The sequence below is a fragment of the Acinetobacter sp. YH12049 genome, assembly GCF_013419875.1.
Taxonomy (GTDB): Bacteria; Pseudomonadota; Gammaproteobacteria; order Pseudomonadales; family Moraxellaceae; genus Acinetobacter; species Acinetobacter amyesii.
The window spans coordinates 1-25,527 of sequence record NZ_VOZH01000037.1; the positions used below are offsets into that span (position 1 = coordinate 1).

Annotated in this window: 20 protein-coding genes, 1 rRNA gene and 1 pseudogene; 15 read left to right on the forward strand and 7 right to left on the reverse strand. The window is 41.7% G+C overall.

Annotated features, from left to right (window positions below):
• The 6 genes from rrf to FTU05_RS14165 form a co-directional block, all read left to right on the forward strand.
• A 5S ribosomal RNA gene (gene rrf / locus FTU05_RS14140) occupies positions 1-100 on the forward strand; the annotation flags it as partial.
• A gap of 624 nt (positions 101-724) precedes the next feature.
• Entirely contained in the window at positions 725-2,098 is a 1,374-nt protein-coding gene (locus tag FTU05_RS14145) for an MFS transporter (RefSeq protein ID WP_180041594.1), read from the forward strand.
• A gap of 359 nt (positions 2,099-2,457) precedes the next feature.
• Positions 2,458-3,903, forward strand: coding sequence for an aldehyde dehydrogenase family protein (locus FTU05_RS14150; protein ID WP_180165789.1), 1,446 nt, complete (start codon positions 2,458-2,460; stop codon positions 3,901-3,903).
• A gap of 87 nt (positions 3,904-3,990) precedes the next feature.
• On the forward strand, positions 3,991-4,551 hold the full coding sequence (locus FTU05_RS14155; RefSeq protein ID WP_180116221.1) for a DUF1287 domain-containing protein: 561 nt from the start codon (positions 3,991-3,993) through the stop codon (positions 4,549-4,551).
• A 367-nt stretch (positions 4,552-4,918) separates the two neighbouring features.
• The gene (locus FTU05_RS14160; RefSeq protein WP_180005360.1) at positions 4,919-6,403 is read left to right on the forward strand and encodes a sodium-dependent transporter; all 1,485 of its coding nucleotides are present in this window, start codon (positions 4,919-4,921) and stop codon (positions 6,401-6,403) included.
• A gap of 1 nt (position 6,404) precedes the next feature.
• Positions 6,405-6,515, forward strand: coding sequence for a methionine/alanine import family NSS transporter small subunit (locus tag FTU05_RS14165; protein WP_180005359.1), 111 nt, complete (start codon positions 6,405-6,407; stop codon positions 6,513-6,515).
• Positions 6,516-6,597: 82 nt separating this feature from the next.
• Here FTU05_RS14165 and rsmB read toward each other — a convergent pair whose 3' ends face one another.
• Positions 6,598-7,905 (reverse strand): 16S rRNA (cytosine(967)-C(5))-methyltransferase RsmB, encoded by a 1,308-nt coding sequence (gene rsmB / locus FTU05_RS14170; RefSeq protein ID WP_180165791.1) that lies wholly within the window; start codon positions 7,903-7,905, stop codon positions 6,598-6,600.
• The gene (gene fmt, locus FTU05_RS14175; protein WP_180165793.1) at positions 7,905-8,864 is read right to left on the reverse strand and encodes a methionyl-tRNA formyltransferase; all 960 of its coding nucleotides are present in this window, start codon (positions 8,862-8,864) and stop codon (positions 7,905-7,907) included. The genes rsmB and fmt overlap by 1 nt, the downstream gene beginning before the upstream one ends.
• A 437-nt stretch (positions 8,865-9,301) precedes the next feature.
• Here fmt and ilvD (FTU05_RS14180) point away from each other — a divergent pair, with 437 nt between their 5' ends.
• From ilvD (FTU05_RS14180) to FTU05_RS14215, 8 genes are all read left to right on the forward strand, one after another.
• A complete protein-coding gene (gene ilvD, locus FTU05_RS14180) occupies positions 9,302-11,131 on the forward strand; it encodes a dihydroxy-acid dehydratase (RefSeq protein ID WP_111885144.1) in 1,830 nt (609 codons plus the stop codon).
• Positions 11,132-11,817: 686 nt separating this feature from the next.
• Entirely contained in the window at positions 11,818-13,503 is a 1,686-nt protein-coding gene (ilvD, locus tag FTU05_RS14185) for a dihydroxy-acid dehydratase (protein ID WP_180165795.1), read from the forward strand.
• 151 nt (positions 13,504-13,654) lie between these two features.
• Complete coding sequence (locus FTU05_RS14190; protein WP_180005355.1) at positions 13,655-14,977, forward strand: hypothetical protein; 1,323 nt, start codon at positions 13,655-13,657, stop codon at positions 14,975-14,977.
• Positions 14,958-15,245 (forward strand): chorismate mutase, encoded by a 288-nt coding sequence (locus FTU05_RS14195; protein WP_078191648.1) that lies wholly within the window; start codon positions 14,958-14,960, stop codon positions 15,243-15,245. Before FTU05_RS14190 ends, FTU05_RS14195 begins: the two co-directional genes overlap by 20 nt.
• Before the next feature lie 146 nt (positions 15,246-15,391).
• The gene (locus FTU05_RS14200) at positions 15,392-15,841 is read left to right on the forward strand and encodes a PAAR domain-containing protein (protein WP_180005354.1); all 450 of its coding nucleotides are present in this window, start codon (positions 15,392-15,394) and stop codon (positions 15,839-15,841) included.
• Positions 15,834-16,685: a PAAR domain-containing protein gene (locus FTU05_RS14205; protein WP_180165797.1), complete on the forward strand. Its 852-nt coding sequence runs from the start codon at positions 15,834-15,836 to the stop codon at positions 16,683-16,685. The genes FTU05_RS14200 and FTU05_RS14205 overlap by 8 nt, the downstream gene beginning before the upstream one ends.
• The gene (locus tag FTU05_RS14210) at positions 16,685-17,350 is read left to right on the forward strand and encodes a hypothetical protein (protein ID WP_180005352.1); all 666 of its coding nucleotides are present in this window, start codon (positions 16,685-16,687) and stop codon (positions 17,348-17,350) included. Before FTU05_RS14205 ends, FTU05_RS14210 begins: the two co-directional genes overlap by 1 nt.
• Before the next feature lie 163 nt (positions 17,351-17,513).
• Entirely contained in the window at positions 17,514-18,251 is a 738-nt protein-coding gene (locus tag FTU05_RS14215; protein WP_180165799.1) for a sulfite exporter TauE/SafE family protein, read from the forward strand.
• A gap of 9 nt (positions 18,252-18,260) precedes the next feature.
• Here FTU05_RS14215 and FTU05_RS14220 read toward each other — a convergent pair whose 3' ends face one another.
• From FTU05_RS14220 to FTU05_RS14235, 4 genes are all read right to left on the reverse strand, one after another.
• Positions 18,261-19,163: a LysR family transcriptional regulator gene (locus tag FTU05_RS14220; RefSeq protein ID WP_180165801.1), complete on the reverse strand. Its 903-nt coding sequence runs from the start codon at positions 19,161-19,163 to the stop codon at positions 18,261-18,263.
• 114 nt (positions 19,164-19,277) lie between these two features.
• Positions 19,278-20,582 (reverse strand): solute carrier family 23 protein, encoded by a 1,305-nt coding sequence (locus tag FTU05_RS14225; protein ID WP_180165803.1) that lies wholly within the window; start codon positions 20,580-20,582, stop codon positions 19,278-19,280.
• A 297-nt stretch (positions 20,583-20,879) separates the two neighbouring features.
• On the reverse strand, positions 20,880-23,564 hold the full coding sequence (ppc, locus tag FTU05_RS14230) for a phosphoenolpyruvate carboxylase (RefSeq protein WP_180165805.1): 2,685 nt from the start codon (positions 23,562-23,564) through the stop codon (positions 20,880-20,882).
• 153 nt (positions 23,565-23,717) lie between these two features.
• Positions 23,718-24,341: a TetR/AcrR family transcriptional regulator gene (locus tag FTU05_RS14235; protein ID WP_180165807.1), complete on the reverse strand. Its 624-nt coding sequence runs from the start codon at positions 24,339-24,341 to the stop codon at positions 23,718-23,720.
• 151 nt (positions 24,342-24,492) lie between these two features.
• Between FTU05_RS14235 and FTU05_RS14240 the strand changes: the two are divergent.
• Positions 24,493-25,326, forward strand: a pseudogene (locus tag FTU05_RS14240) (efflux RND transporter periplasmic adaptor subunit); the annotation flags it as partial.
• A 61-nt stretch (positions 25,327-25,387) separates the two neighbouring features.
• Here FTU05_RS14240 and FTU05_RS14245 read toward each other — a convergent pair.
• A partial coding sequence (locus FTU05_RS14245; protein WP_180107216.1) for a transposase occupies positions 25,388-25,527 on the reverse strand: 140 nt, incomplete at its 5' end.

The window sequence follows — 25,527 nt, forward strand, 5'->3', positions numbered from 1 at the left end:
AAGAGTGAACCACCTGATCCCTTCCCGAACTCAGAAGTGAAACCTCTTAGCGCTGATGGTAGTGTGGGGTTACCCATGTGAGAGTAAGTCATCGCCAGCTCATTATTCGAAACACCCCCTGACTAGTGCAGGGGGTGTTTTTTTATGTGTGGAGAAAAGGGGAAAAGAAGATAAGCAGAAGCATAAAACAGGGAGATGATAAAAATATTGATAGATTGTGGCTTGAATTATTTAAACATGGATGATTATTAGACAATAAACGCATTTAAAAATCATCAATTGAAGGAATTCTCAGCTTAAAAATGTCGGAAAACCTGAATGTAAGTCAGCTAAAACAACAGTTTAAATGCCTAATTATCGACTTAAGTGATGGCTGATGCCTTATGATTTAGAAATCTACGACCTAGATCGTAGAGTCTGGTTTTTTTCTATAAAATTTGAGTTTTATTCTGACAATTTTCATATCAAATAATCTATCGTCTGATTGTGATTTAGCTTCTAGTAACACATTGAAAATTAATCATTATAAAAACTAGACCCACAGTCCATCGACTTTTTTATGTATAAATATTTCAAAAATATCTAAGTTTTTATGACATTTTATTCCCAAACGACATGGATATATCTGAAAGGTATGGATCTATACCTTTGTAATTTTGGACAATTTACATTCAAAAACGGCATTGTAGCGAAAAATAAAACTCACAATTGGAGGTGAGGTTCAATGTCTACAAGCACAATGAATGTGAATAGCGTTGTCGATAACGCTAAGTTCACAAAATCGCATTTCAGCATCATGATGTGGTGTCTAATTCTTATTTTATTTGATGGTTACGACTTAGCGATCAATGGTGTTGCGCTGCCTTTATTAATGAAAGATTGGGGATTAACAGCTGTTCAGGCAGGTATGCTAGCGAGTACAGCACTTGCAGGGATGATGTTTGGTGCCATGATGTTTGGTACTTTGGCTGATAAGATTGGCCGTAAAAAAGTTATCATGATTTGTGTATTTTTATTCAGTACATTCACATTTTTAGGCGGTTTTGCATCAAATCCAACGGAATTTGGCGCGTTACGTTTTATTGCTGGACTTGGCATTGGTGGGGTATTACCGAACCTTGTGGCATTGACATCTGAATATGCACCTAAGCATCTACGCAGTACTTTAGTGACCACTATGTTCAGTGGTTATGCAATGGGTGGCATCATGGCGGCTCTCTTTGGTTCATGGTTTACTGCGGATTATGGCTGGCAAATCATGTTCTTCATTGCGGGTATTCCACTGTTACTGTTGCCATTTGCTTGGAAATTTTTACCTGAATCGCTCACATTTTTGGTGAAGGTGAATCGTCATGATGAAGCACGTCGTATGATTCAAACCATTGCACCTGAACAAACCGTGACTGCAAATACTCAACTGGAACTGACTGAAGTTGCGGTTCCGGGTGGAACGTCTGTTAAAGCGTTGTATAAGCAAGGTCGTGGCGTAAGTACGATGTTGTTTTGGCTGTGTTTCTTTATGTGTCTATTAACGCTTTATGCATTAGGCAGTTGGTTACCAAAACTAATGATGGCCGCAGGTTATTCATTAGGTAGCAGTTTGACCTTCCTATTGGCGATGAATATTGGTGCCGTAATTGGTACGATTGGCGGCGGTATTTTAGCGGACAAATTCCACTTAAAACCGGTGATCATTACATTATGTCTTGCAGGTGCTGTGGCACTATCTTTACTCGGCTTTAATTCACCACAGCCTGTGATCTATCTTTTGGTTGCAGTCGCAGGTGCATCAGCAATTGGTTCTCAAATCTTACTCTATAGCTATGTTGCACAGTACTATCCGTTGTCTGTACGTTCGACAGGTATTGGATGGGCATCTGCAGTCGGTCGTACAGGTGCGATTGTTGGCCCGATTCTGATCGGCTATTTATTATCACAAGAATTGCCACATCAAATTAACTTTATGGCCGTGGGAATTCCAGTAGTCATCGCAGCGATTGCAGTGTTCTTTATTCGCAAAGCGCAAACGGATGAAGAGGTTGCCGCTTTAGAAAATGTGAATAAGACTTCAGTGAAAACACAGCGTTCGTATAGCTAAAACATAGATTTAAAAAGCCCGTCATTTGATGGGCTTTTTTTATGTTGTACTCATATTTTTTTTGATTAATTTAACTTTGAAAAATTTATTAATGATTTGATAAATAATGTAATTAAATATTTTAAACAGCTTTCTAATTTAATGTCATTGTTATATAGAGACTCGATCATCGTGTTTTCAGTGCAAGCATAGATCTGAAAATAGTGATGGTATTCAGGGCAATTAGGTAGCTGAGTTTGAGGCTTGTGGTTTATTTTGTTACTTAAATATAGTGAACTCTGGGCTCAGTCAGCGCATGATAGAGGGCATAGATTTATTCACATTTATCAATAATGTCTCAAGATCATGGAAATATCGTCATGTCCAAAGCCGTACAAGATATAAAAGACTATCCGCTCTATGTTGCAGGTAAAGCATTGACTACCGATCAGTGGTTAGAAGTGGATCAAAAATATACCCAAGACGTATATGCACGCGTTGCACTCGCAGATGCTGCAACCATTGAAAAAGCCATTGATTCAGCGGTTAAATCTAGCGCTGCAATGGCGGCATTGGAACCTTTTCAAAAACAAAAAATCTTACTGCACTGTGTTAAACGTTTTAATGAAATGCGTGCAGAATTGACTGAAATTTTAATTGCGGAAGGTGGAAAACCGCGTAAAGCCGCAGCTGCTGAAGTTGAACGTTTAATTAATACCTTTCAAATTGCTGCCGATGCTGTCACACAGATGGATGATGGTCGCATGATCCCATTGGCGGTTACCGCAGCGGCATCTGGTTATCAAGGCATGGTCAAACATGTGCCAATTGGTCCTGTATCGTTGATCAGCCCGTTTAATTTTCCGATCAATCTGACTGCGCATAAAATTGCACCTGCCATTGCCGCAGGCTGTCCATTTGTTTTGAAGCCTGCAAGTTTGACGCCTATTTCAGCTTTAAAAATTGCGGAAGTTTTGGCAGAAACGGATTTACCTAAAGGTGCTTTTTCAGTTTTACCTTGTCCACGTGAACATGCAGATGTCTTGGTAACAGATGACCGATTTAAACTGCTCAGCTTTACCGGTTCCGATGTTGTCGGCTGGGATATGAAAGCGCGTGCGGGACGTAAAAAAGTGACTTTAGAACTTGGCGGTAATGCTGCGGTATTGGTTGAGCCTGATACTGAAATTTCAGCGGCATTTATTGAACGCTTAGTGGGCGGGGCATATAACCATGCAGGGCAGGTGTGTATTAGTGTTCAACGCATCTTGGTGCATGCCGATATCTATGCCGATGTGAAGAAAAAACTCGTGGCGAGAATGAAGCAGCTTAAAGCCGCTGATCCTCATTTGGAAAGTACCATGGTCGGTCCAATGATTAAGGAAGCTGAAGCAACACGCGTACATAAATGGGTCGATAAAGCAGTAAAAAAAGGTGCCAAAGCATTGGTTCGTGGTGAACATCAGGGGGCTTTGCTCGATCCAATTTTATTAGAAAATGTCGATGAATCGCTAGAAGTGTATAAAGATGAAATCTTTGGCCCTGTAGCGATTTTAGAGAAATACAAAAACTTTGAAAAAGGTATCGCCAAAATTAATAGCAGCCGTTTTGGTTTACAAGCGGGCGTCTATACGCAAAATTTGAATAAAATGTTGTATGCGTGGAATCACTTAGATGTCGGTGGAGTGATTATTAATGACATTCCATCTTTCCGTGTCGATAACATGCCATATGGTGGTGTAAAAGATTCTGGCTTAGGCCGAGAAGGGATTCAGTCTGCCATTCGAGATATGCAAGAAGAACGCGTATTGGCGATAAAACTGTAGCCGTTTAAACATGGGCTTGGTTCAGTATGGAACTGATCGAAGCCCAGTTTTTGAATCATTGCAAAAAACTAAAGTGCATAAGAAAAAATGAAACGAATTTTATTATTGGTCTGTTTGATGACCGTGAATATGGCTGTCTTTGCTTTTAATGCCACTCAAATGGTGACGGATGCACGCAGTCAAATTGGGAAAACCTTATATTATGATCCTGCGTATACTGCACTGCGTTATCCGATGGGAGATGTCCCTTTAATCAAGGGTGTTTGTACCGACGTGGTAATTCGTGCATTACGACAGCAAGGGATTGATTTACAACAAGCCATTCATGAAGATATGAAAGTCAATTTTAAACAGTATCCACAAAAATGGGGCTTAAAAGGAACCGATAAAAATATTGATCATCGGCGTGTTCCCAATATTCAAACCTGGATGCAACGTCAGGGCTATGTAGTCAAAGATAAGCAATATTTGGCAGGTGATATTGTCACTTGGGACTTAGGACGGGGTTTAGTGCATATTGGCGTGGTTTCAGATCGTAAAGTGAAAGCTAGCGATGTTCCGCTCATCATCCATAATATTGGAGAAGGTACACAGGAAGAAGATCTTTTACATGTCTATCAAATTACGGGGCATTATCGAGTGAAATAACTTTAAATATTTAATTGGAAATAAAATATTCCTAAAAGTTATATTATTGATAACTTAAATTGTATGAAAAATAAGCTGATTAAATGAACATTTAAGCCTAAACACATTATAAAAATGGAATATTTGCCGTAGAAATTACAGAAAAACTTAAAAAAAGTGAGTATTGTTAATTCATACAAAGGGAAAGTTATTTGTGGTGTTTTTAACCAAAATGCGCATGTGATTTTTCTGTTTGCAATTTGGTATAGACGCTCACAAGGTATCTCACCAGATCAAACACCCAGAATTTTATTTTTATGGTTCTTTTTTTGCTCGCGATATAACCATAACAAGCAGCAGTTAAAGATGCCTGAGGTTTAGGTGTTCTATGTCAGATAATCGTGAAATCTGGTCGGCACGATCAGGATTTATCATTGCCGCTATTGGTTCCGCTGTAGGTTTGGGAAACATTTGGCGTTTCCCTTACGTGGCGTATGAAAATGGTGGCGGTGCATTTTTAATTCCCTATTTAATTGCAATTTTTGCAGCGGGTTTGCCTTTATTGTTCTTAGATTATGCAGTGGGGCATAAATTCCGAAAAGCACCGCCAACTGCATATAAAAAACTTATGAACAGTGAGGCATTAGGCTGGTGGCAAGTGATGGTGACACTCATCATCGGGATCTACTATGCCAGCGTATTGTCATGGGCCGGTAGTTACATGTATTACGCCATTGGACAACAATGGGGCTCAGATACGGAAAGCTTTTTCTTTAAAACCTATCTACAAAATGGTGATGGCTTAACATTTGGTTTTGTTCCGACTTTATTTGTTGGTTTAGTCATTGTTTGGGCTGTGGTGATGTTCATTCTCTATGGCGGTGTACGTCGTGGTGTAGAACTTGCCAATAAAATTTTTATGCCGTTATTGATCGTGTTATTTAGCATTTTAGTCATTCAAGCATTGCGTCTACCGGGTGCGGCAGAAGGCTTAAATGCATTCTTTACGCCAAACTGGGAAGCGATGACCGACTATAAAGTATGGTTAGCAGCCTTTGGTCATATCTTCTTCTCGTTATCGATTGGTTTCGGGATCATGTTGACCTATGCGTCTTACTTAAAAGCAAAAACCAACTTAACCGGTTCAGGTGTAGTCGTTGCATTAGCCAACTCATCATTTGAAATCTTAGCGGGTATTGGCGTCTTTGCAGCACTTGGTTTCATGGCACAAAGTTCAGGTGTACCTGTAAAAGAAGTAGTATCTGGTGGTATTGGTTTAGCCTTTATTGCCTTCCCGAAAATCATTTCGAGTATGGGGGCAGGCGGTGATTTGTTTGGCTTCTTGTTCTTTGCTTCGTTGGTGGTTGCAGGGATTACCTCTATGGTGAGTATCTTGCAAGTGCCAATTGCAGCGTTTCAAGACAAATTGGGTTGGTCAAAAAATAAAGCTGTAACGATTGTTGCGGGCGGTTCAGCAATCGTATCTACACTTTTATTCTCTACACAAAGTGCCATTACTTTTGTTGATATCATTGACTACTTTGCCAATAACATTGGGATCGTGGGTGGTGGTTTACTCTCTATTATTTTGGTGTCGTGGTTCCATCGTCCATTGATGAAACAATTACAAGAGCATGCAAATCAATACTCAAGTATCAAGTTGGGTCAAGGTTGGAATTTCTTATTGACCGTGATCACCCCAATTTCATTATTGGTTGCACTTGTATTGACGATTAAGGCTGTCGCAACTGAAGGTTATGGCGGTTATCCTGCAACGACACTTTGGTTGGTGGGTGGTTCGGTATTGGCCTTCTTTGTATTGGGTTCTGTTCTATTAAGCTTGTGTAAAGACAAAGGTCCAGAGGAGAATTAATATGAATACATCTGCAATGATCATGATGATTTTATCAATTGTTTTGCTATGGGGTGGTTTACTTTTAGCGACGATTCATTTGGTGAAAAATCCTGACGAAGCTGAAGATTAATTTAGAGTCATGAATAAAAAATGCCCGATGAATTCATCGGGCATTTTTTATGATCGTTTACATCTAAAATGTGGTTATTGATTTAAGCCGTTTTTTGAATACGACAGTAGAAGAAGCCATCGCCATAACCCACTTTCGGGAACAATTGACGACCATGGATTTGCTCAACGCCCCAATCTGCTTCAATTTTAATTTCTTGGGCATCGGCATGATTGGCAAAGAACTCAACCATTTGCTGTTCATTTTCAGCTTTTAAAATTGAGCAAGTGATGTAAAGCAGCGTACCGCCGACTTTAAGCTGCTTCCACATGTTTTCCAAAATTTGCTTTTGTAACACAACGGTTTTCGCAATGTCGCCCGATTGACGCAATAAACGAATGTCCGGATGACGACGCATTACGCCGACAGCAGTACATGGCGCATCGAGCACGATGCAATCAGCAAGTTCAGGAGCAGTATAGGTGACAGCATCGGCAGTTTGGATTTCGACATGTTTACCATCGAGATCCAAACGATCAAGGTTTTCAACCACACGTTTCAGGCGCTTCTCATCTTGATCCAATGCGATGAGTTTCTTCGGTTGGAAGGTCTCTAAAATATGTGCGGTTTTACCACCCGGCGCAGCACATGCATCAATCACGAATTTACCATCGAGATTTGGTAAGAGTGTTGCACACAGCTGAGCATGTTCATCTTGTACTGAAAAACCACCAGCTTCAAAGCCCGGCAAACTTGGAATATGTAGGCTTTCATCCATCACAATGCCGACATCAGACAGTTCACAGCGATGTGCATCGATGCCTTCATCTTCCAAAATATCGAGGTATTCGTCACGGCTCACTTGGCGTGTATTGACACGTAACGTCAGTGGCGCAATTTGTTTAAGCTCATAGCTAAGTTCATCAAATTGTTCACCCCAGTCTTTTTTCAAACGTTTGGTTAACCAACTTGGTAAATTGGTGGCTTGTTCAAGTACGTCGTAGAACTGTTCTGTTTCACGTGTTGCGCGGCGCAAAATTGCGTTGATTAAGCCACTTAGACTGCCCATACCCAATTGTTTTGCAGCCTCTACCGTTTCAGAGATTGCGGCATGAGCTGCGACACGGGTACACAACAATTGGTACAAACCAAGGTATAAACAGGTTTCAACCACTTGGTTATCTACCGGTTTAGACAGTAATGGTAAAGTCAGTTGTTTCAATGCATACCATTGACGTAAACAACCGAGCACCAATTCGTGGAATAAAGCACGGTCTTTATCAGACACAATATTCATTTGCTGCGCGAGTACCGATTGCAGCGATTGACCATTTTGGACAGCCAATAACGTCTTCACTACCTGAGCACGTAAATTAAGGTCTCGGGTCGAGGCGTTGGGAGATTGCTTCATTATAAAATTTGTCCAATAGTCAATTTTTGGGTTTGTAAAATTTGTACAGGGTTGAGTGGTTTAGCACCCGGCCATTGCAAAGAAGTCAAAATAATCACGCTGCCATTGGCGCAAGCAACGTGTATGCCTTTTTTGTCGATGGCGATGATTTCACCTGCTTGAGCATTCGGTGCAGATGCATTTGAAAGTTCAGAATGCCAAACACGTAAATTGTTTTGTTCATCCAACTGAATAAATGCCACCGGCCACGGGTTAAAGGCGCGAATGTTACGATCGATTTGTACAGCATTGATGGACCAATCAATTTTTGCTTCGGCTTTTGATAGCTTATGTGCATAAACTGTTAACGCTTCGTCTTGAACTTCACGACTGTCTAAATATTGCTGCAAGGTTTGTTCAGTATCTAAAACGGCAGCAATAGCGGCTGCACCTTGCTCTGCAAGTTTGTCATGCAAAGTTGCAGAGGTATCCGTTGCTTCAATCGGGCAGATGGTTTTATACATCATGTCGCCTGTATCGAGTCCGGCTGCCATTTTCATAATGGTGACACCCGTTTCTGTATCACCTGTAGCGATGGCACGTTGAATCGGTGCTGCACCACGCCAACGTGGCAGCAATGAACCATGAATGTTCAGGCAGCCATATTTCGGGGTGTCTAGCACCACTTGCGGCAAGATCAAACCATAGGCTGCAACCACCATAACATCGGCATTTAAGGCTTTTAATTCCGCCTGTGCGGCTAAACCTTCTTCAGTCGATGATTTGAAATGAAGGGGTTGGTAAACGGGAATATCATGTTCAAGTGCTAAGACTTTAACAGCGGATGCTGTTAATTTTTGTCCACGACCTGCTTTGCGGTCAGGTTGAGTGTATACCGCAACAATTTCATGTTGTGTTTTGAGCAATGCAGCTAATGCTGTTGCGGCAAATTCTGGTGTACCGGCAAAGATGATTTTCAAAATGAATGAACCGAATCTGTGTTGAATATGTGGATTATAGCAAAGGATTAAAGCGTAATTTAGAACATTAGAAATTGATTTTTGCAACTTTGGAGCTGTTCAAGCTCAATGATTTCATAACTCAAAATAGAAATTTTGCAATTTTTAAATAAATTATATTTATATAAAATTTAAAAATTATTCATGAAAGTTTTGTATTGTGCAGCCATTGATGGCGGTATAGTAGATTTCAGTTAAAAGATTTTTGTCGTCAAATCACTCGTTTTTATTGATAGACCCATCTGCCCAAATCTCAGCTTAAAAAGCCATCTTTAAAAACAATGGCTTGGTGTATGATAGGTTTAAAATTCGACTGATTTTACATCATTGTCAGTATGATTTAGCCAGAGTGAATCTGTAGGATTCATTTCAAGCTCAAACTTTGTTGGAAATATAAAATGCCTGACTATCGTTCAAAAACATCGACACACGGAAGAAATATGGCGGGTGCGCGCGGCTTATGGCGCGCAACTGGTATGAAAGATGAAGACTTCGGTAAACCAATTATTGCCGTCGTGAACTCATTTACTCAATTTGTACCGGGTCACGTTCATCTTAAAGACCTTGGTCAACTCGTGGCGCGTCAAATTGAGCAAGCAGGCGGTGTAGCTAAAGAGTTCAATACCATTGCAGTCGATGACGGTATTGCGATGGGCCATGACGGTATGCTGTATTCATTGCCTTCACGTGACTTGATTGCAGACTCAGTAGAATACATGGTGAGCGCGCACTGTGCCGATGCCATGGTATGTATTTCCAACTGTGACAAAATTACCCCAGGGATGTTGATGGCGGCAATGCGCTTGAACATTCCAGTGGTATTTGTCTCGGGCGGTCCAATGGAAGCGGGTAAAGTTAAAATCCGTGGCAACGACAAAGCGATCGACTTAATTGATGCCATGATTGTAGCTGCAGATGACAACTATACCGATGAAGAAGTTGCTGAATACGAACGTTCTGCATGCCCAACTTGCGGTTCATGCTCAGGTATGTTCACCGCAAACTCAATGAACTGCTTAACAGAAGCATTGGGTCTGTCTTTACCGGGTAACGGTTCTACACTGGCAACACATGCAAACCGTAAAAAATTATTCGAACGCGCAGGCTCTTTAATTGTTGAATTGGCTAAACGTCATTATGAACAAGATGATTACAGCGTATTGCCACGTGAAATGGTAACCAAAGCATCGTATGAAAATGCCATGACTTTAGACATCGCGATGGGTGGTTCAACCAATACCGTTTTACACTTGTTGGCTGCAGCCAATGAAGCTGGCGTTGATTTCACGATGGACGACATTGACCGTTTATCTCGTAAAGTGCCTGTTCTATGTAAAGTTGCACCTGCGAAAAACGACGTACATATGGAAGATGTACACCGTGCTGGCGGTATCATGTCCATTCTCGGTGAATTAGACCGTGCAGGCTTATTGGACACATCTGTGGGTACTGTTCACGAAGCAAGCTTAAAAGATGCTTTAGATAAATGGGACATTATCCGTACTGAAAATGAAGACGTTTACCAATTCTTCCGTTCAGCGCCGGGCGGTGTACCAACGCAAACTGCATTCTCACAAGATCGATATTACCAACGACTAGATGGTGACCGTGAAAATGGCGTGATCCGTAATGCTGAACATGCGTTCTCGAAAGATGGTGGCTTAGCTGTGCTTTACGGCAACATTGCGCTCGATGGTTGTATCGTAAAAACTGCGGGTGTAGATGATTCAATCTTGAAATTCAACGGTACTGCACGTGTGTTTGAAAGCCAAGATTCAGCAGTAGAGGCGATCTTGGGCAATGAAATCAAAGCCGGTGATGTGGTTGTGATTCGCTATGAAGGCCCACGTGGTGGTCCGGGTATGCAAGAAATGTTGTACCCAACCAGCTACTTAAAATCGAAAGGTCTAGGCAAAGAATGTGCATTATTGACTGACGGTCGTTTCTCGGGCGGTTCGTCAGGCCTGTCTATTGGTCACGTTTCACCTGAAGCAGCAGAAGGTGGTGCAATTGGTTTGGTGGAAGATGGCGATTTAATCGAAATTGATATTCCAAACCGTACCATCAACCTTGCTGTTGATGAAGCAACCATGGCCGCTCGCCGTGCAGCGCAAGAAGCCAAAGGTTGGCATCCAGTTGAAGAGCGTCCACGCAAAATTTCGAAAGCATTGAAAGCGTATGCAATGCATACCACGAGTGCGGCGAAAGGCGCAGTACGTGAAATCTAAACTTTAGATGTTTAATTAAAAAGCACTCCACATGGGGTGCTTTTTTAATTTACATCTACATAACTTGCATTGGATACGAGGAAATGTCATCCGCAACTGTCTGAGGCAAACGGTAATTTAAAAGTGAATGTTTCTGCGATCATTTTTTTAGTTGCAAACAGTTGCCGAGTTTTGCGGATGACAAATGGTTTTGGTTACTTTTGCCGAAACAAAAGTAACATACGAGCTCCGAAAATTAGCTTTTATAGAGGTAAGACTCCGCTGTAATCAGCTTTTAAATGAAATAATGGGACAATAATTCTAAGTTATAGATTTCTTAATCTGATTAAAAATAATGTTTCTTGAAGCAAATAAATAAAATTTAATAATTAGTGGATGTCATTAAAATTCTAAAAAGACAGCCTCGAATAGTAGCTATAATTTATATGGCTTTGTGTAGGCAATCCCTTACTTTTGAAAGATCAAAAGTAACAAAAATCTTTTGTTCTCCTGATATGGCATCCCTGCCATACAGGAAAACAGCGACATCCATGTCGTTTTGTCATGTGATTGAATGGTATTGCATGCGCTAAAAATCTTTTTTGTTGAGATGTAATTTCTTTTACATGCCGAGCGCTTTCTATACAATAAATTTAAAAGAACCCGCCAAAGCTGAAGCCAAAATCAGCCATCGCCAAGGAACAACAATGAGTAAAAATAATATCCGCGAACATTCTGCTCCTGTTTATGAAGGCATAGAGAATGCGCCTGCACGTTCCATGATGCGTGCCACGGGCTTCCAAGATGCAGACTTTAAACGCCCATTTATTGGTATTGCTTCGACTTGGGCCAATGTCACGCCGTGTAATATGCATATTGATGGCTTGGCGCGTGAAGCTGAAAGTGGGGTGAATGCTGCAGGCGGGAAAGGCATTATTTTCAATACCATCACCATTTCTGACGGCATTTCCAACGGTACAGAAGGCATGAAGTATTCATTGCTATCGCGGGAAATCATTGCCGATTCCATTGAAGCTGTGTTGGGCTGTCAGGCCTATGATGGCGTAATTGCCATAGGCGGCTGCGACAAGAATATGCCAGGCTGTATCATGGGTTTGGCGCGATTAAACCGTCCGAGCCTGTTTATTTATGGTGGCACCATCAAACCCGGAGCAGGGCATACCGATATGATTTCGGTATTTGAAGCAGTCGGTCAGCACGCCAAAGGCGAAATCAATGAAATTCAAGTGAAGCAGATTGAAGAAGTCGCGCTGCCGGGGCCGGGTTCGTGCGGCGGTATGTATACGGCCAATTCGATGGCTTCAGCGATTGAAGCCTTAGGCATGAGCTTGCCAGGTTCATCGGCGCAGGAAGCAGTTTCAGCAGATAAAATTGAAGATTGCCAACGCGCAGGTGAAGCCGTGATGAACCTGCTGCGTCTCGATATTAAGCCGCGCGACATTATGACCAAAGCCGCTTTTGAAAACTCGATTAAAGTGCTGATTGCTTTAGGCGGTTCAACCAATGGCGTACTGCATTTGATTGCCATGGCGCATACCGCAGGCGTGGAACTGTCTTTGGATGATTTTGTGCGTATTGGCAAAGATATTCCTGTGGTGGCCGATGTGCGCCCATCGGGTAAATATTTAATGTCGGAACTGATTGCCATTGGCGGCATTCAGCCGCTCATGAAACGCATGCTGGATGCCGGCATGCTCGACGGTTCTTGCCTCACCGTTACGGGCAAAACTTTGGCGGAAAACTTAGCCGATGTAGAGGATTATCCTGAAGGACAGCAAATTATTTTGCCGTTTGATGCGCCAATTAAAAAGGATTCACATTTGGTGGTACTCAAAGGAAATTTGTCGCCGACGGATGCAGTGGCTAAAATTACCGGTAAAGAAGGGCTGTATTTTGAGGGGCCTGCGCGGGTATTTGAGGGTGAGCAGGGTGCCATGCGCGGTATTTTAGATGGCGAAGTACAAGAAGGTGAAGTGGTGGTGATCCGCGGTGTTGGGCCGAAAGGCGGGCCGGGTATGCCGGAAATGTTAAAACCGACTTCAGCGATTATTGGTAAAGGTCTAGGCCAATCTGTTGCACTGTTGACTGATGGGCGTTTCTCGGGCGGCAGCCATGGTTTTGTGATTGGGCATGTGACACCAGAAGCCTATGAAGGAGGCCCAATTGGCTTGGTTAAAAACGGCGATAAAATTTCAATTAACGCTGAAACCCGTGAAATGACTTGGCATGTGGCTGAGGATGAAATTGCTGCACGTCGCGCGGCCTGGGTCAAACCGAAACCAAACTATACCCACGGCGCTTTGGCTAAATTTGCCAAGTTGACCTCTGGTGCGGAAAAAGGTGCGGTGACTGACCTAAATCTAGACGTCTAATCCATTGTTAAACATTGAACATTCAGCCCTGACTTGATATAAGTTTTGCACAAGGCTTATATCTCATTTAAAACAGCTTCATAATAGAAGTTGAATTTTAAGCATGTGCTGGCAGGTTCGGTACAATTCATCATTTTGAGGCAAAAAACGCATGTCACTGTTACGCCGTTGGTTCGATCCAATCCGATCGAGTTGGTTTTATCAGAAACCGACCCGACAAGCGGTGTTACCCACGGAACAAGGTCTGAGTGTTTATCTTCGACTGGATGATGTTTATAGCTATTTGGCTGCGCAGCAACTGCCTCAATTAGAAGAAATTCTCAGTGATGAAATTAAACCACTGAAAGTGATTATTTGTCGTCAGAGTGCTGAACCTCCTAATCAAATGTCATCGATAGAATGGCAACAATATTGTCTGAATGATGCCCAAATTTTAGCGCGGCAGCATCGTTTTAGTTTTCATGAAACACCTGAACAACCGACCGCCGAAGCTTTAGAACAAGCCGAAATTATTCTAAAAAATACGCCATTACGCGGCCAAGATTTTCTTTATTTACTTGAAGATGTGTTCCACATGCTGTGGCAAAAGCAGTATGGCAAGCTGAGAACACTGTATGCGATGGCCAGCCGTCATCATAAAGCTCAAGATTTTCCTGAACGTATCTTTACCGATACCCCGATTTTATCGGGCTATTTTGAGTTTGGTGAACGTAAGTACCATGCTGTAGATGATTTACTGCGTTTAACGCGCCGTTTAAAACAACAAAAACTCCTGACAGATAACCCGATCTTTATGATCAATCATATTGAATGGCGTGAGCACCTGATCAGTGATGCAGAAGAGTTGAATGAAATTCAGGGACTCGATCCTGAGCTTGATCTCTACATCGCGATGGAAGATCCGATTTCATGGTTACTGTTGGCTTATATTCGTGAGGAATTGGCGGACTATTATAATATTCAGTTGAATGTGTATCCATTGTCGTATCACGGTCGTGATTTGTTTGACTGGAGTTTGGCAACACGTCTGTCTAAACGGACCGAAGTTAAGTTCACGCCATTTTGCCGGCCTACAGAAGCTGCGACATTAGCTATGTCACAGCTTTACTACAGTGCGCCCGAAGAGCAGCGTATTGATGCGATGTATCGCATTTTGGAGGCTGTATGGACCAAAGGGCGTGATTTATCCTTCAAAGCACATTTTCAGGCTTTACAGTATGAGTTAGAGATTTCTGAACTGATCACTGAGGATATTGCTGAAAAATTAAAAGAAAATGATATGCACTGTGAGATGAAGTCACAGCCCGATTTTCCTGTTTTAGAATTACGTATTGCAGGTCAAAGCTATGTATTTAATAGCTTATACCGCGTATGGATGATTGAAAGTATTTTCAGTAATGTGTTAGAAGAGAAGTATAAAAGTGAAAACACCGCTGAAAGTGAAGCCAGAGAAGATGAAGAAAGAAAAAGTTGAGTCATTAGAGCAAGCCCGCGCACAGATTGATGTGATTGATCAGGGAATTATTGAGCTCATTGCTGCACGTCAGTTTTATGTTGATCAAGCGGTGCGTTTTAAGCGTTCAGTACAGGATGTTCAATCACCAGAACGTGTCGAAGCGGTGATTAGTAAAATTCGTCTACAAGCCACAGAGCACGGTGTAAATGCAGATATTGTGGAACGTTTATACCGCGATATGATTCAGCATTTTATTCAACGTGAGTTGAAAGAGATTCGACCGTAATTTTTAGTTTTTGAGATTAGATCAAATTTATTAATGTTCTTTTTTAATATCACCAACTGAAAAGATGATGATTTGATTTACATTTTGAAATTTTATTAATTTTTTTATTTGTTATTCTACTTCTAATTACAATAATTGGATCTAGCATGACTAGCCCTACTTTTTTACATGAACTGTCAGAAGAACAGCTAAAAAAACTTTCTCAAGACGATATTCAAAAGATTCATCAAGCAGAACAACTCTATTGGAATCATAAGCCGCATACCAAATATTATGCAGCTTTTAATGGTTCAAAAACAAAAAAAGGTGGGTTAGTTCGAGCATCTAATCATGCTTATAAGGTCAACGGGATCTCTTTAGCTTTGGTCGGTGATGAAGCTATATATTTAGATGGTTCGACAGCAAAAATTATCTCCGGCGCAGGATTTCTTCTAAATGTTGATGGCAGAGCCGCAGCACTTATCGGATCATTATTAGAAAATGGCGATGAAATTATTGATAGTCCGGTCACTTCCCATGTTTTACGCTTATATCATGATGCAGCTATCCCTGAAGGTTTTATGAATCCAACTTTGGGAGACTCAAATAATGTCTAAAGGATTTGGCATTCATGGCTCAACAACAAGTCACGGTGGGACAGTCATGTCCACGCAGTCCCGAAGTTCACAGATGGGGAATCTCTTTCTTCGTGCGGGAGATGGTTTCGCCTGTCCAAAATGTAAAACTTGGTCTACCTTAATTAAGAGTAATGATCATGTGATTTTTGATGGAAAGGCCATGGCTTATGTAGGTGATAAATTTACTTGTGGGGCTTCATTGATGCCAAACCAAGTACATGTTGTAGGGACTAGTGGTGGAATAAGTTCATTAAATAGCCCAATTTTTAAGCCAAGTATGTTGCAGAATAATTTAACGAATAGTTTTGTAAGTGATAAGAAAAAATATGAAAATTACTATATAGAGAGAAACCAAACTGATTATGTGAAATTTAAGACTGCGATCCCTCCATATGATGAGGATAAAAAAGGATTATTTGGAATTGTTGCACAATTAGCCTCTGGAGTATGTGATTTTATTGTTACGTATGTTGTTAAAAATAAAGAACTTTTTGTAACGGTGTCATATATGCCGCCGGTGGTTAAAAATGATGCAAGTAAAATTATTCCGCGTGCGACCCTAAGACTATTTAAAGAAAAAAATAGAAAATTTGACTTGTTAAAAACTCAAGAGTTAAAAATTGCTAATGGTATTTGGAATACTGAAAAAGGAAAAGAGCCAGTTGGATCTTGTAATATCAACTTACCTGAACCTGATATATCACTCTTAAAAGTTGAATTAGATTTGGGATATATACTGAAGTTTGATGGTGGAACAGTTACACCAATTCCTAGTTTTAAAACTCATACCTTTACCTTAAACTCCGCAGCGAGAGAAGTTTGATGAAGCATTTTTTTATTTTCTTAACCTTATTTTTTATATTTGGTAGTACTGCTTGCTCGTCTGAGAAAATTAGTTTGAATCATCATGAAGTTAAAGAAGCTCAAAAAAAAGAATCAATTTCAACGCTGTCTAAAGAAGATACAGCTATAATAAATGATTATAAAAATACTATTAATAAACTTAATCTGAGAGATAAAGAAAACGCAGATAAAGTAATGAAAGATAGTTTGTCTGAAATAAAAAAGATCACGAATGATCAAGAACGACAAAAGATTGAAATGCAAATCTACTTAGCAACAGGCATGTATGAAGAGGCTTATAATCTTAATCATAAAATGTTAAAGGACTCTTTCAGTCAGGAACTTTTAGTGACTCAGTGTGAGTTAAGCTATTATGCTAAAAGATCGAAAGATGAATATGAAAAATGTTATTCCGATTTAGCATTGATTTTAAAAGAAGAATTAAGGAAAGTATCAAAAAATGACCCTCAGTATATTTATGGTGAGTGGGGCTATTTGCTATCAATGTATAAATCTGGGAACGTTGAATATAAAAATAAATTAAAAAAATTTATTGATTCAATTCAAGATGAAACGGTGAAATATCAATTCGAAAGTTCTTATGAATTAGCTGAAGAGCAAAAGAGTAGTTATGACAATAATTAAAATAAATAAGTTGTAATTCCTTTTTTATTGAATTCAACTACCTTGTCTATAGCTGATTTCAAGCACAGCCTCAACTTTTTATTGAGGCTCTATTCCAAAAACACTGATTTTTCAAAGCGCCTGAATTGCATAGCATAGAACCAATTCTTCAGCGAGTTTCGCCATGATTTGGTTCGTCATCACAGTTTTTGCAATTGCAGGTCTGATTAAAGGCACGATTGGGTTAGGCCTGCCTGCGGTATCGATGGGCTTACTTACCATTGTGATCAGTCCATTTCAGGCAGCCACATTATTAATCATTCCATCTATGGTCACCAACTTTTGGCAACTATTTGCTGAAGGGCAGGTATTGCGCCTAATTCAACGCTTTTGGCCCTTGTTACTTGGGATTATCGTCGGTTCAATTTGGAGTATTTTTCCAACTTTAGGACATGGTGAATTTAAAAGTGAAGCTTTACTGGGGGGCATGTTGGCACTATACGGACTGTATGGGCTTTGTGCCAAAAGCTTGCCGAACTTTGCACCACATGAAAAATGGCTATCTCCAATGATCGGTTATCTTGGTGGAGCGCTGACTGTTGCGACAGGTGTGGTGGTGATCCCTGTGGTGCCATATTTGCAAGGTTTGCAACTGAAACGCGATGATCTCGTACAGTCACTCGGTTTGGCCTTTACCACGTCGACTATTTGTTTGGCAGTGTTCTTACAGCAAAATCCTGTGGAAGATCTTCCGATTGATTATGCCATGTCAGCCATGGCACTGGTTCCTGCGCTCATTGGTATGTGGGCAGGGAAAAAAATCCGTTACCGCATTCCAGAACAAAAATTCCGTAAGGTGTTTTTTATCGGGTTGATTGCCCTCGGTGGCTATATGATGCTGCACCAGTTTGACGTGATTTAAAGCCTAGACTTAGCTATCCAAAGCAGATTTTTGAGACAGTAGAAACTGACTGAAATGCTGATAATTTAAGGGTAAATCATCAAAATTACGTGCGGTGAGGAGCAGTTTTCGATTGGCCCATTTACCGCTGAGCTCAACTTGGGCAAAGGCATACAAACTGATTAATCGTTGGGCCGCACGTTTTGGCATGATGGCAACGCCCACACCATTCGCTATCACTTGCGCGATCGCGGCAAAATTCGGCAAACGCAGCCGATACTGAATTTCACAGCCGAATAATTTGGCTTGTGCCTCAATCGATTGTTGCAAGGAATGATATTGCATCAAACCGACAAAGGGATAATTTAAAATCTCTGCGGGTTTGACGCTAGATATCGAGGCCAATTCATGAGTTATAGGACAAATCAGCACCAACGGATCATCTGCAAACTCAAGTGTTTGTAACTTTTCGGATTTAAAGAAACCCGAAATTAGACCTAGTTGTGCATTGCCTTGTTCAATCGCTGCAATGATGTCTTTAGACTCGGCTTCATGCAGCTCAATTTGTGTATTGGGATTTTCCAGCAAATAGCGTGGCAGCAAAACCGGCAAATATTCACTTTGTGCAGATGAATTACACCATAAGGTCATATTGGAACTCAGCCCATGGGCAAAGGACAGCATTGCGTGTTCTAATTGTTGCCCCTCATGCAAGATGCGCTGCGCATGTTCAACCAAGGTTTGACCGGCAAGGGTTAGTTTGACCCCTTTGGCATGGCGAGTGAACAGGGTCGTGCGGTAATGCTGTTCGAGTTTTTTAATTCGTTCACTGGCTGCTTGTAGCGAGATGGCAGAACGAGCAGCGCCTTTGGTCAGACTACCGCTGTCAACAATGTGCAGTACCAATTGAAGGTCGAACAAATCCAGTCGCATACGGTGTATTCCTTGGCTAATGCCTTATCTTACCGAAAGAGTAGCTATAAAAAAAAGCGACCTTTCGGCCGCTTTTCAAATGAATGTTGTATTCTTTTTTAAATGTCTTGGGGCTTATTCTGATTTGTCGCCCAAGCTAAAGAACCAGTTCAAAATCAACGCTGCAAATGTAGCAGTACCAATACCACCTAAGTTGAAGTTACCAAATTGAAGTGCAAAGTCACCTGTACCTAAAATAATCGTGACTGCTGCCACCATCAGGTTTTTATTTTTTGAGAAATCGACTTTGTTTTCAATCCAGATTTTCGCACCTGCAATGGTAATTAGACCAAATACAACAATCGATGCACCTGTCAAAATGGCTTGCGGAATAGTATGAATAATCGCACCAAACTTTGGAGAAAGACCAAGGAAGATGGCGAATACACCCGCAAATACAAATACGATGGTCGAGTAAACACGTGTTACCGCCATCACACCAATATTTTCGCCATAGGTTGTCATACCCGGACCGCCGACACCGCCTGAAAGTGTGGTTGCAACACCATCTGCAACGAAGGCTTTACCAATGTGCGGATCGAGATTTTCACCTGTCATCGCACCTACAGCTTTGATGTGACCAAGGTTTTCTGCAACCAAAATCAACGCAATCGGTGCAATGATGAGCATGGCATTGAAGTCAAACACGGGTGAATGGAAGTGCGGAACACCAAACCAAGCCGCTTCTTGTACGGGAACGAAATTGATTGGTGTGCCATGACCCATGACATTGGAAATGATGTAATACACCAAGTAAGCGAGTAGAAGGCCAACTAAGAGTAATAGACGTTGTAATAAACCTTTGGTGAACACAGCAATTGAACCCATACATAGTACGGTTACTAAAGCCATCCACATATTAAAGTTATTACCGGCAACCCCTTTAATGGTCACTGGGGCAAGGTTGAGACCAATGATCATCACCACTGCACCTGTAACGACAGGTGGCATGAGTTTTTCAATCCAACGGGTACCCGTTGCCATCACGATAAAACCAAAAATGGCATATAAAATACCGCAGGCCATAATCCCGCCAGCAGCCATCGCGATATTGGCATTTGGCGCGCCAGTACCTGACGCTGCATAACCTGTTGCGGCAATGACCACACCAATAAAGGCAAAGCTTGAGCCCAGATAACTTGGTACACGACCACCAGTCATAAAGAAGAACAAGATGGTACAGATGCCCGACATTAAAATTGCAAGATTGGCATCAAAACCCATCAAGAATGGTGCAAGAACCGTTGCACCAAACATTGCAAAGGCATGCTGTATCCCCAATACAACACTTTGCACAGGCGGAAGATACTCATTGGTACCGACAGGACGTGCATCAATATTGCCTTCGTATGGGCACCATTTGGGAAACCAATTGGACATAAAATGAGCACTCAAAAGATAAATTGTGCACATCATACTCTTGTTTTTTAGAAGATTTAATTACTTTTAAAAATATTTTGTTCAAATTAATTACCTGACTTTACATGTATTTTTACCAAGTGGTAAAAGTTTTTTATATGTAAAATTAATGTTAAATCATGTAATTAATCATTGTTGGTTTTTTATCTTAGTTCATAAATTTTTCTTATTTTATATATTCCTAAACAATTTAAAGCTAAAGTGATTGCTTAAAAAAAAAGCACATCCATGGATGTGCTTCGTTTGGGGTTGGAAGTTTTAGCCAGTATTACGTAGACCGGCAGCGATACCGGCAATACTTACCATCAAGGCATGATCAACAGGCGTATTTTCTGCTTGGCGTGCTGCCAAATAAGCACGACGGCGTTTCATTAACTCGGCTTGTAGTAAATGTAGCGGCAGTAGATAGGGCTTACGTACTTTCATGGATTGGTCGAGCACATCGTTACTGCTGAGTAATTTCGATTCACCTTTGAGTACTAATAGCGTTTGTACCGCATCACGTAAACGCTGACGTAACTCTTCGCCCAACTGTTTGAGGTCTGCGTCATCAGTCAGATGAGACTCATAATACAGCGCCACATGACCATCGGCTTTGGACAAGACCATTTCCAACATATCAATCAGGGTTTGGAAATACGGCCATTGCTCTAACATTTCTTCGAGTGTCTGCTTTTGACCTTGATCAATCACTTGATTAATCGCAGCACCAGTACCGAGCCAAGCAGGAAGCATCAAACGGATTTGCGTCCATGCGAACACCCAAGGAATCGCACGTAATGACTCAATTCCACCGCTAACTTTACGTTTGGCTGGGCGTGAACCGAGCGGTAACATTTGTAGCTCCAGTTCGGGTGTCACAGTCCGTAGATATTTTACAAAATGCGGATTTTCACGCACGGTTTGACGATACACCTGTACCGACAGATCCGTCATGCTGTGCATGAGCTGACGCCATTCCTGTTTAGGTTCAGGCGGTGGCAATAAGGTCGCTTCTAAGGTCGCAGCGGTGTAAATTTCTAAGTTTTGTAAGGCAATGCCTTCTAATCCAAACTTGAAGCGAATCATTTCCCCTTGTTCAGTGACACGAATCGCTCCTGAAATCGAGCCCGGTGGCTGTGAAAACAGCGCTTGCTGTGTCGGCGCACCACCACGGCTGATTGAACCGCCACGGCCATGGAATAATGTCAGTTGTACATCATGCTTTTTCGCAACTGCGGTTAATTCTTCCTGTGCACGATACTGCGCCCAGTTTGCCGACATAAAGCCCGCATCTTTGGCTGAGTCTGAATAGCCAATCATCACCTCGTGTTTACCCTGAATATGCTGTTTATACCAATGCATATTGAATAGGGTATTCATGGTACGAGCTGCACCATCCAAATCTTTTAAAGTTTCAAACAGTGGCACGACACGTAGCGCTTGTTTGATGCCCGCTTCTTTTTGCAGTAACAATACGGCCAAGACATCACTCGGATGTTCTGCCATGGAAATAATATAAGCCCCTAAACTTTCAGGTGGTTGCTCTGCCAAAGTGCGCATGGTTGCAAAGACTTCTTGCACATCTGGATGTTCAATCAGACTTTGTTTCGGCTCATTTAAAAACTTCGGTAGCAGTGGTCGTTTGCTTTGCAGTTCCTGAATCAAGAAGTTTTGACGGGCTTGCTCCGTCCATGTTTCAAAATTGCCTAAACCTAAATATTCAGTAATGGCAGAAATCGCTTGGCGATGACGAGTCGACTCCTGACGAATATCGAGTTTGAGTAATTCGATACCGAAACAATTCACCCGATGAATAAAGTCGAGTAACTGACCATTGGCAATTTCAGGTAAACCGCTGTCGATCAGTGAACGGTAGCAAACCAACAGTGGATCAAGCAGCTCATGGCGGCTTTTAATGACTTGGCTATCGTCAGCATCTTCACCACGAAGTTTCAGTGCCAACCAGTGACGAGTGGCTTTAAGGCGTTCACGTGCATCACGGAGATATTCACGATAGGGTTCAGGGTGGAAATGACCCAAAGCGTCACTGAGTTCTTTACTGCATTCTTGAATAGAGAGTTCCCAACGCAGGTCTTCGATATCGCGTAAATACAGGTCGGCAGCTTTCCAACGTGAAAGCCAAAGCACTTCTTGAGTAATATTATGGGTGACGTTTGGGTTACCATCACGGTCACCGCCCATCCATGACGCAAAGCGCACAGGGGCAACATTTAATGGCAAGGTCTTGCCACAATGATCTTGGACCATGCCATCCAATTCACGCATGAATTTGGGTACAGCATTCCACAAGGTCTGTTCAATGGTCGTGAAGCCCCATTTTGCTTCGTCGACAGGCGTCGGGCGATGTTGACGAATTTCATCCGTTTGCCATGCCGAGCAAATCAGTTGTTTTAAATCATCCAGTACGGCTTTGCGTTCGCGTGGCGTAAGTTTTTGTTGATCCATTTTAAACAGGCAATCATTAATCCCATCATATTTCTGGATCAAGGTACGGCGGCTGACTTCGGTTGGATGTGCAGTCAGGACCAGTTCAATTTTTAATTCACAGATTTGTTGGAACAGTTGTTCTGTACTGATGTTATTGCTTTTAAATTTTTCAAATAAATGATCGAGTGGATTCGGTGATGGTGCTTGCTCATCAAACTCACTTTGGCGACGGCTGCGCACCACATTGTATTGTTCGGCAATATTGGCAAAGTTGAGAAAGTGTGTAAATGCACGGGTCAGAGGCAGAATTTCTTCATCTTTTAAATTTAAAAATAATTGTTCTAACTGTTTTTCAGCTTCAACTTGTCCATCGCGCGCGCCTTTAGACAAAGCACGAATTTGCTCTACCTGATTAAACAAATCTTGTCCTGCATGCTGCTTTAGGGTTTCACCTAATAAATTGCCCAGTAAGCGCACGTCTTCACGTAATGGAGCATCAATTTGTTGAATCATTTGTTATTTCTCCGCGTATTCCTGTCTCGACTATACCCCGAAAGTGCTGTGGCAAAAGGGGGGTACAGACAAAAGTCGGATGACTTTTCTAGGTAAATGAGCAGTAGCTATGCCATTTGTTTCAGTTTAGCCTTGAAATATTTCAGAAAATGCTTAGTTCTGTGTGCCGAGTTGATATTTCAGCATAAAGATGTCGATGGCAGAGTGAATAATGGCCTGTCGCTCTGCTGTTTCAGGTACTGGGCGCATGCCCAATAAGACTTCTTGATGGCGTAGTCCCATCAGTAGCGACACAATCAGTTCAGTTTGTCGGGCAGGATTATCCTGCTGAATGAAATTTAAAGCTGCTGCGTCTTGAAAGAAATTCTCCCAGACTTGGCGCATTTTCAAATGTGAGGCACGGAAAAACTGTTCCACCAAAGGACTGTGTTCGGCAGCCAACTCCAAAAGTAATAAATCCAGTTTAATGGCTTCAGGCAAATTCATGATGTTCAGCCCCAACTCACAAATTTCAACGAAAGCCTGCATAAAATGACTTTCGCTGTGCAGATGTCGCGGGCGGGTATTCAAAATATATTCACAGGTGTCTTCAATCGCACTGGTAAATAAGGTGGCTTTGTCCTGAAAATGATTATAGACCGTCAGTTTGGTGACCGCTGCATGTTGGGCAATCTGATTCATGCTGCAACCGTGATAGCCCATTTCTAAAAATAATTGTTTTGCAGACTCTAAAATCCGTTGTCGTTTTTCTAAGTCTTTTGGGCGGCCGACATTCATTTGCTGAAAAAATTCCAAAAAAGGCGAAAAGGTCATTGATTTAGGATAATTAATCTAATTAATGTACCGCATGGTTTATTAATTAAAAAATAACCAAATTAATTGAATAATATTCTGCCCTAAAAAAGACTTTTTATTAAGAGCGAACTTCATGAGTACGATTAAGATCACAGTTGTCAGCATGATTATCGTTTGCAGTGTGACCTTATGGGGATGCAGCAAGGATAAAGCCCAAACGGAACAGGAAGTGCCATTTGTGATGGTGACTCAGCCAGGCGCCACACATTTTGAACAAAAAAGTTATGCGGGTGATGTACAAGCCCGCCAGCAAACAGCTTTAGCTTTTCGGGTTGGCGGCCAAATCACTGAGCGCTATGTCGATGTTGGAGACCAAGTCCGAGTCGGGCAAGTCTTGGCAAAATTAGACGTCAAAGATGCACAGTTGCAACTGAATGCAGCACAAGCGCAGCTTGAAAGTGCGCGTTCCGCTGCACAAATTGCTGAAGATGAACTAAAACGCTTTAAGCAATTATTGCCAGTCAATGCTGTGAGTCGTTCGCAGTACGATGCTGTAGAAAACCAATATAAAGCAGCACAGTCGAACTTAAAGCAAGCTCAATCCAATTATGATGTGAGTCGTAATCAGACCGGTTATAACCAATTAATTGCCAATAAAACTGGGGTCATTACTGAGCGTAATATTGAGATTGGTCAAGTGATTGCAGCAGGACAACCGGCATTTCAATTGGCGATAGCAGGTGAACGTGACGTGGTCATTGGTGTGCCTGAACAAGCGGTTACTGAAATTAAAACAGGGCAGGATGCATGGGTTACCTTGTGGTCGAAACCACAGGAAAAATTTGCAGGCTATGTACGTGAAATTAGTCCTGCTGCCGATCAGTCTCGTACTTATAGTGTCAAAGTGGCATTACGTGAAGGCAATAGCGCCATTCAACTGGGGCAAAGTGCACGGGTATTTTTAACTAAATGTGCGGAATTCTCCATCTATAATCTGTGATTTAGATGGAGATGGATAGCACGCCTTTTCAGTCGGGTCTCTCTTGGTTTTGGATGTATTCTCGAATTACATCAATTGTCGCTCCACCTGTTGTAAGTAGACAGTATGCCCTCGTCCAAAGCACAGGTTTCCAATAATAAGGTTTTAGTTCTTCACCGAACTCCTTGC

Bases quoted from the DNA above. Each gene is read 5' to 3' on its own strand.
- FTU05_RS14145 (WP_180041594.1), top strand. From the start codon at position 725: ATGTCTACAAGCACAATGAATGTGAATAGCGTTGTCGATAACGCTAAG.
- FTU05_RS14150 (WP_180165789.1), top strand. From the start codon at position 2,458: ATGTCCAAAGCCGTACAAGATATAAAAGACTATCCGCTCTATGTTGCA.
- FTU05_RS14155 (WP_180116221.1), top strand. From the start codon at position 3,991: ATGAAACGAATTTTATTATTGGTCTGTTTGATGACCGTGAATATGGCT.
- FTU05_RS14160 (WP_180005360.1), top strand. From the start codon at position 4,919: ATGTCAGATAATCGTGAAATCTGGTCGGCACGATCAGGATTTATCATT.
- FTU05_RS14165 (WP_180005359.1), top strand. From the start codon at position 6,405: ATGAATACATCTGCAATGATCATGATGATTTTATCAATTGTTTTGCTA.
- rsmB (WP_180165791.1), bottom strand. From the start codon at position 7,905: ATGAAGCAATCTCCCAACGCCTCGACCCGAGACCTTAATTTACGTGCT.
- ilvD (WP_111885144.1), top strand. From the start codon at position 9,302: ATGCCTGACTATCGTTCAAAAACATCGACACACGGAAGAAATATGGCG.
- ilvD (WP_180165795.1), top strand. From the start codon at position 11,818: ATGAGTAAAAATAATATCCGCGAACATTCTGCTCCTGTTTATGAAGGC.
- FTU05_RS14190 (WP_180005355.1), top strand. From the start codon at position 13,655: ATGTCACTGTTACGCCGTTGGTTCGATCCAATCCGATCGAGTTGGTTT.
- FTU05_RS14195 (WP_078191648.1), top strand. From the start codon at position 14,958: ATGAAGAAAGAAAAAGTTGAGTCATTAGAGCAAGCCCGCGCACAGATT.
- FTU05_RS14200 (WP_180005354.1), top strand. From the start codon at position 15,392: ATGACTAGCCCTACTTTTTTACATGAACTGTCAGAAGAACAGCTAAAA.
- FTU05_RS14205 (WP_180165797.1), top strand. From the start codon at position 15,834: ATGTCTAAAGGATTTGGCATTCATGGCTCAACAACAAGTCACGGTGGG.
- FTU05_RS14210 (WP_180005352.1), top strand. From the start codon at position 16,685: ATGAAGCATTTTTTTATTTTCTTAACCTTATTTTTTATATTTGGTAGT.
- FTU05_RS14215 (WP_180165799.1), top strand. From the start codon at position 17,514: ATGATTTGGTTCGTCATCACAGTTTTTGCAATTGCAGGTCTGATTAAA.
- FTU05_RS14220 (WP_180165801.1), bottom strand. From the start codon at position 19,163: ATGCGACTGGATTTGTTCGACCTTCAATTGGTACTGCACATTGTTGAC.
- FTU05_RS14225 (WP_180165803.1), bottom strand. From the start codon at position 20,582: ATGTCCAATTGGTTTCCCAAATGGTGCCCATACGAAGGCAATATTGAT.
- ppc (WP_180165805.1), bottom strand. From the start codon at position 23,564: ATGATTCAACAAATTGATGCTCCATTACGTGAAGACGTGCGCTTACTG.
- FTU05_RS14235 (WP_180165807.1), bottom strand. From the start codon at position 24,341: ATGAATGTCGGCCGCCCAAAAGACTTAGAAAAACGACAACGGATTTTA.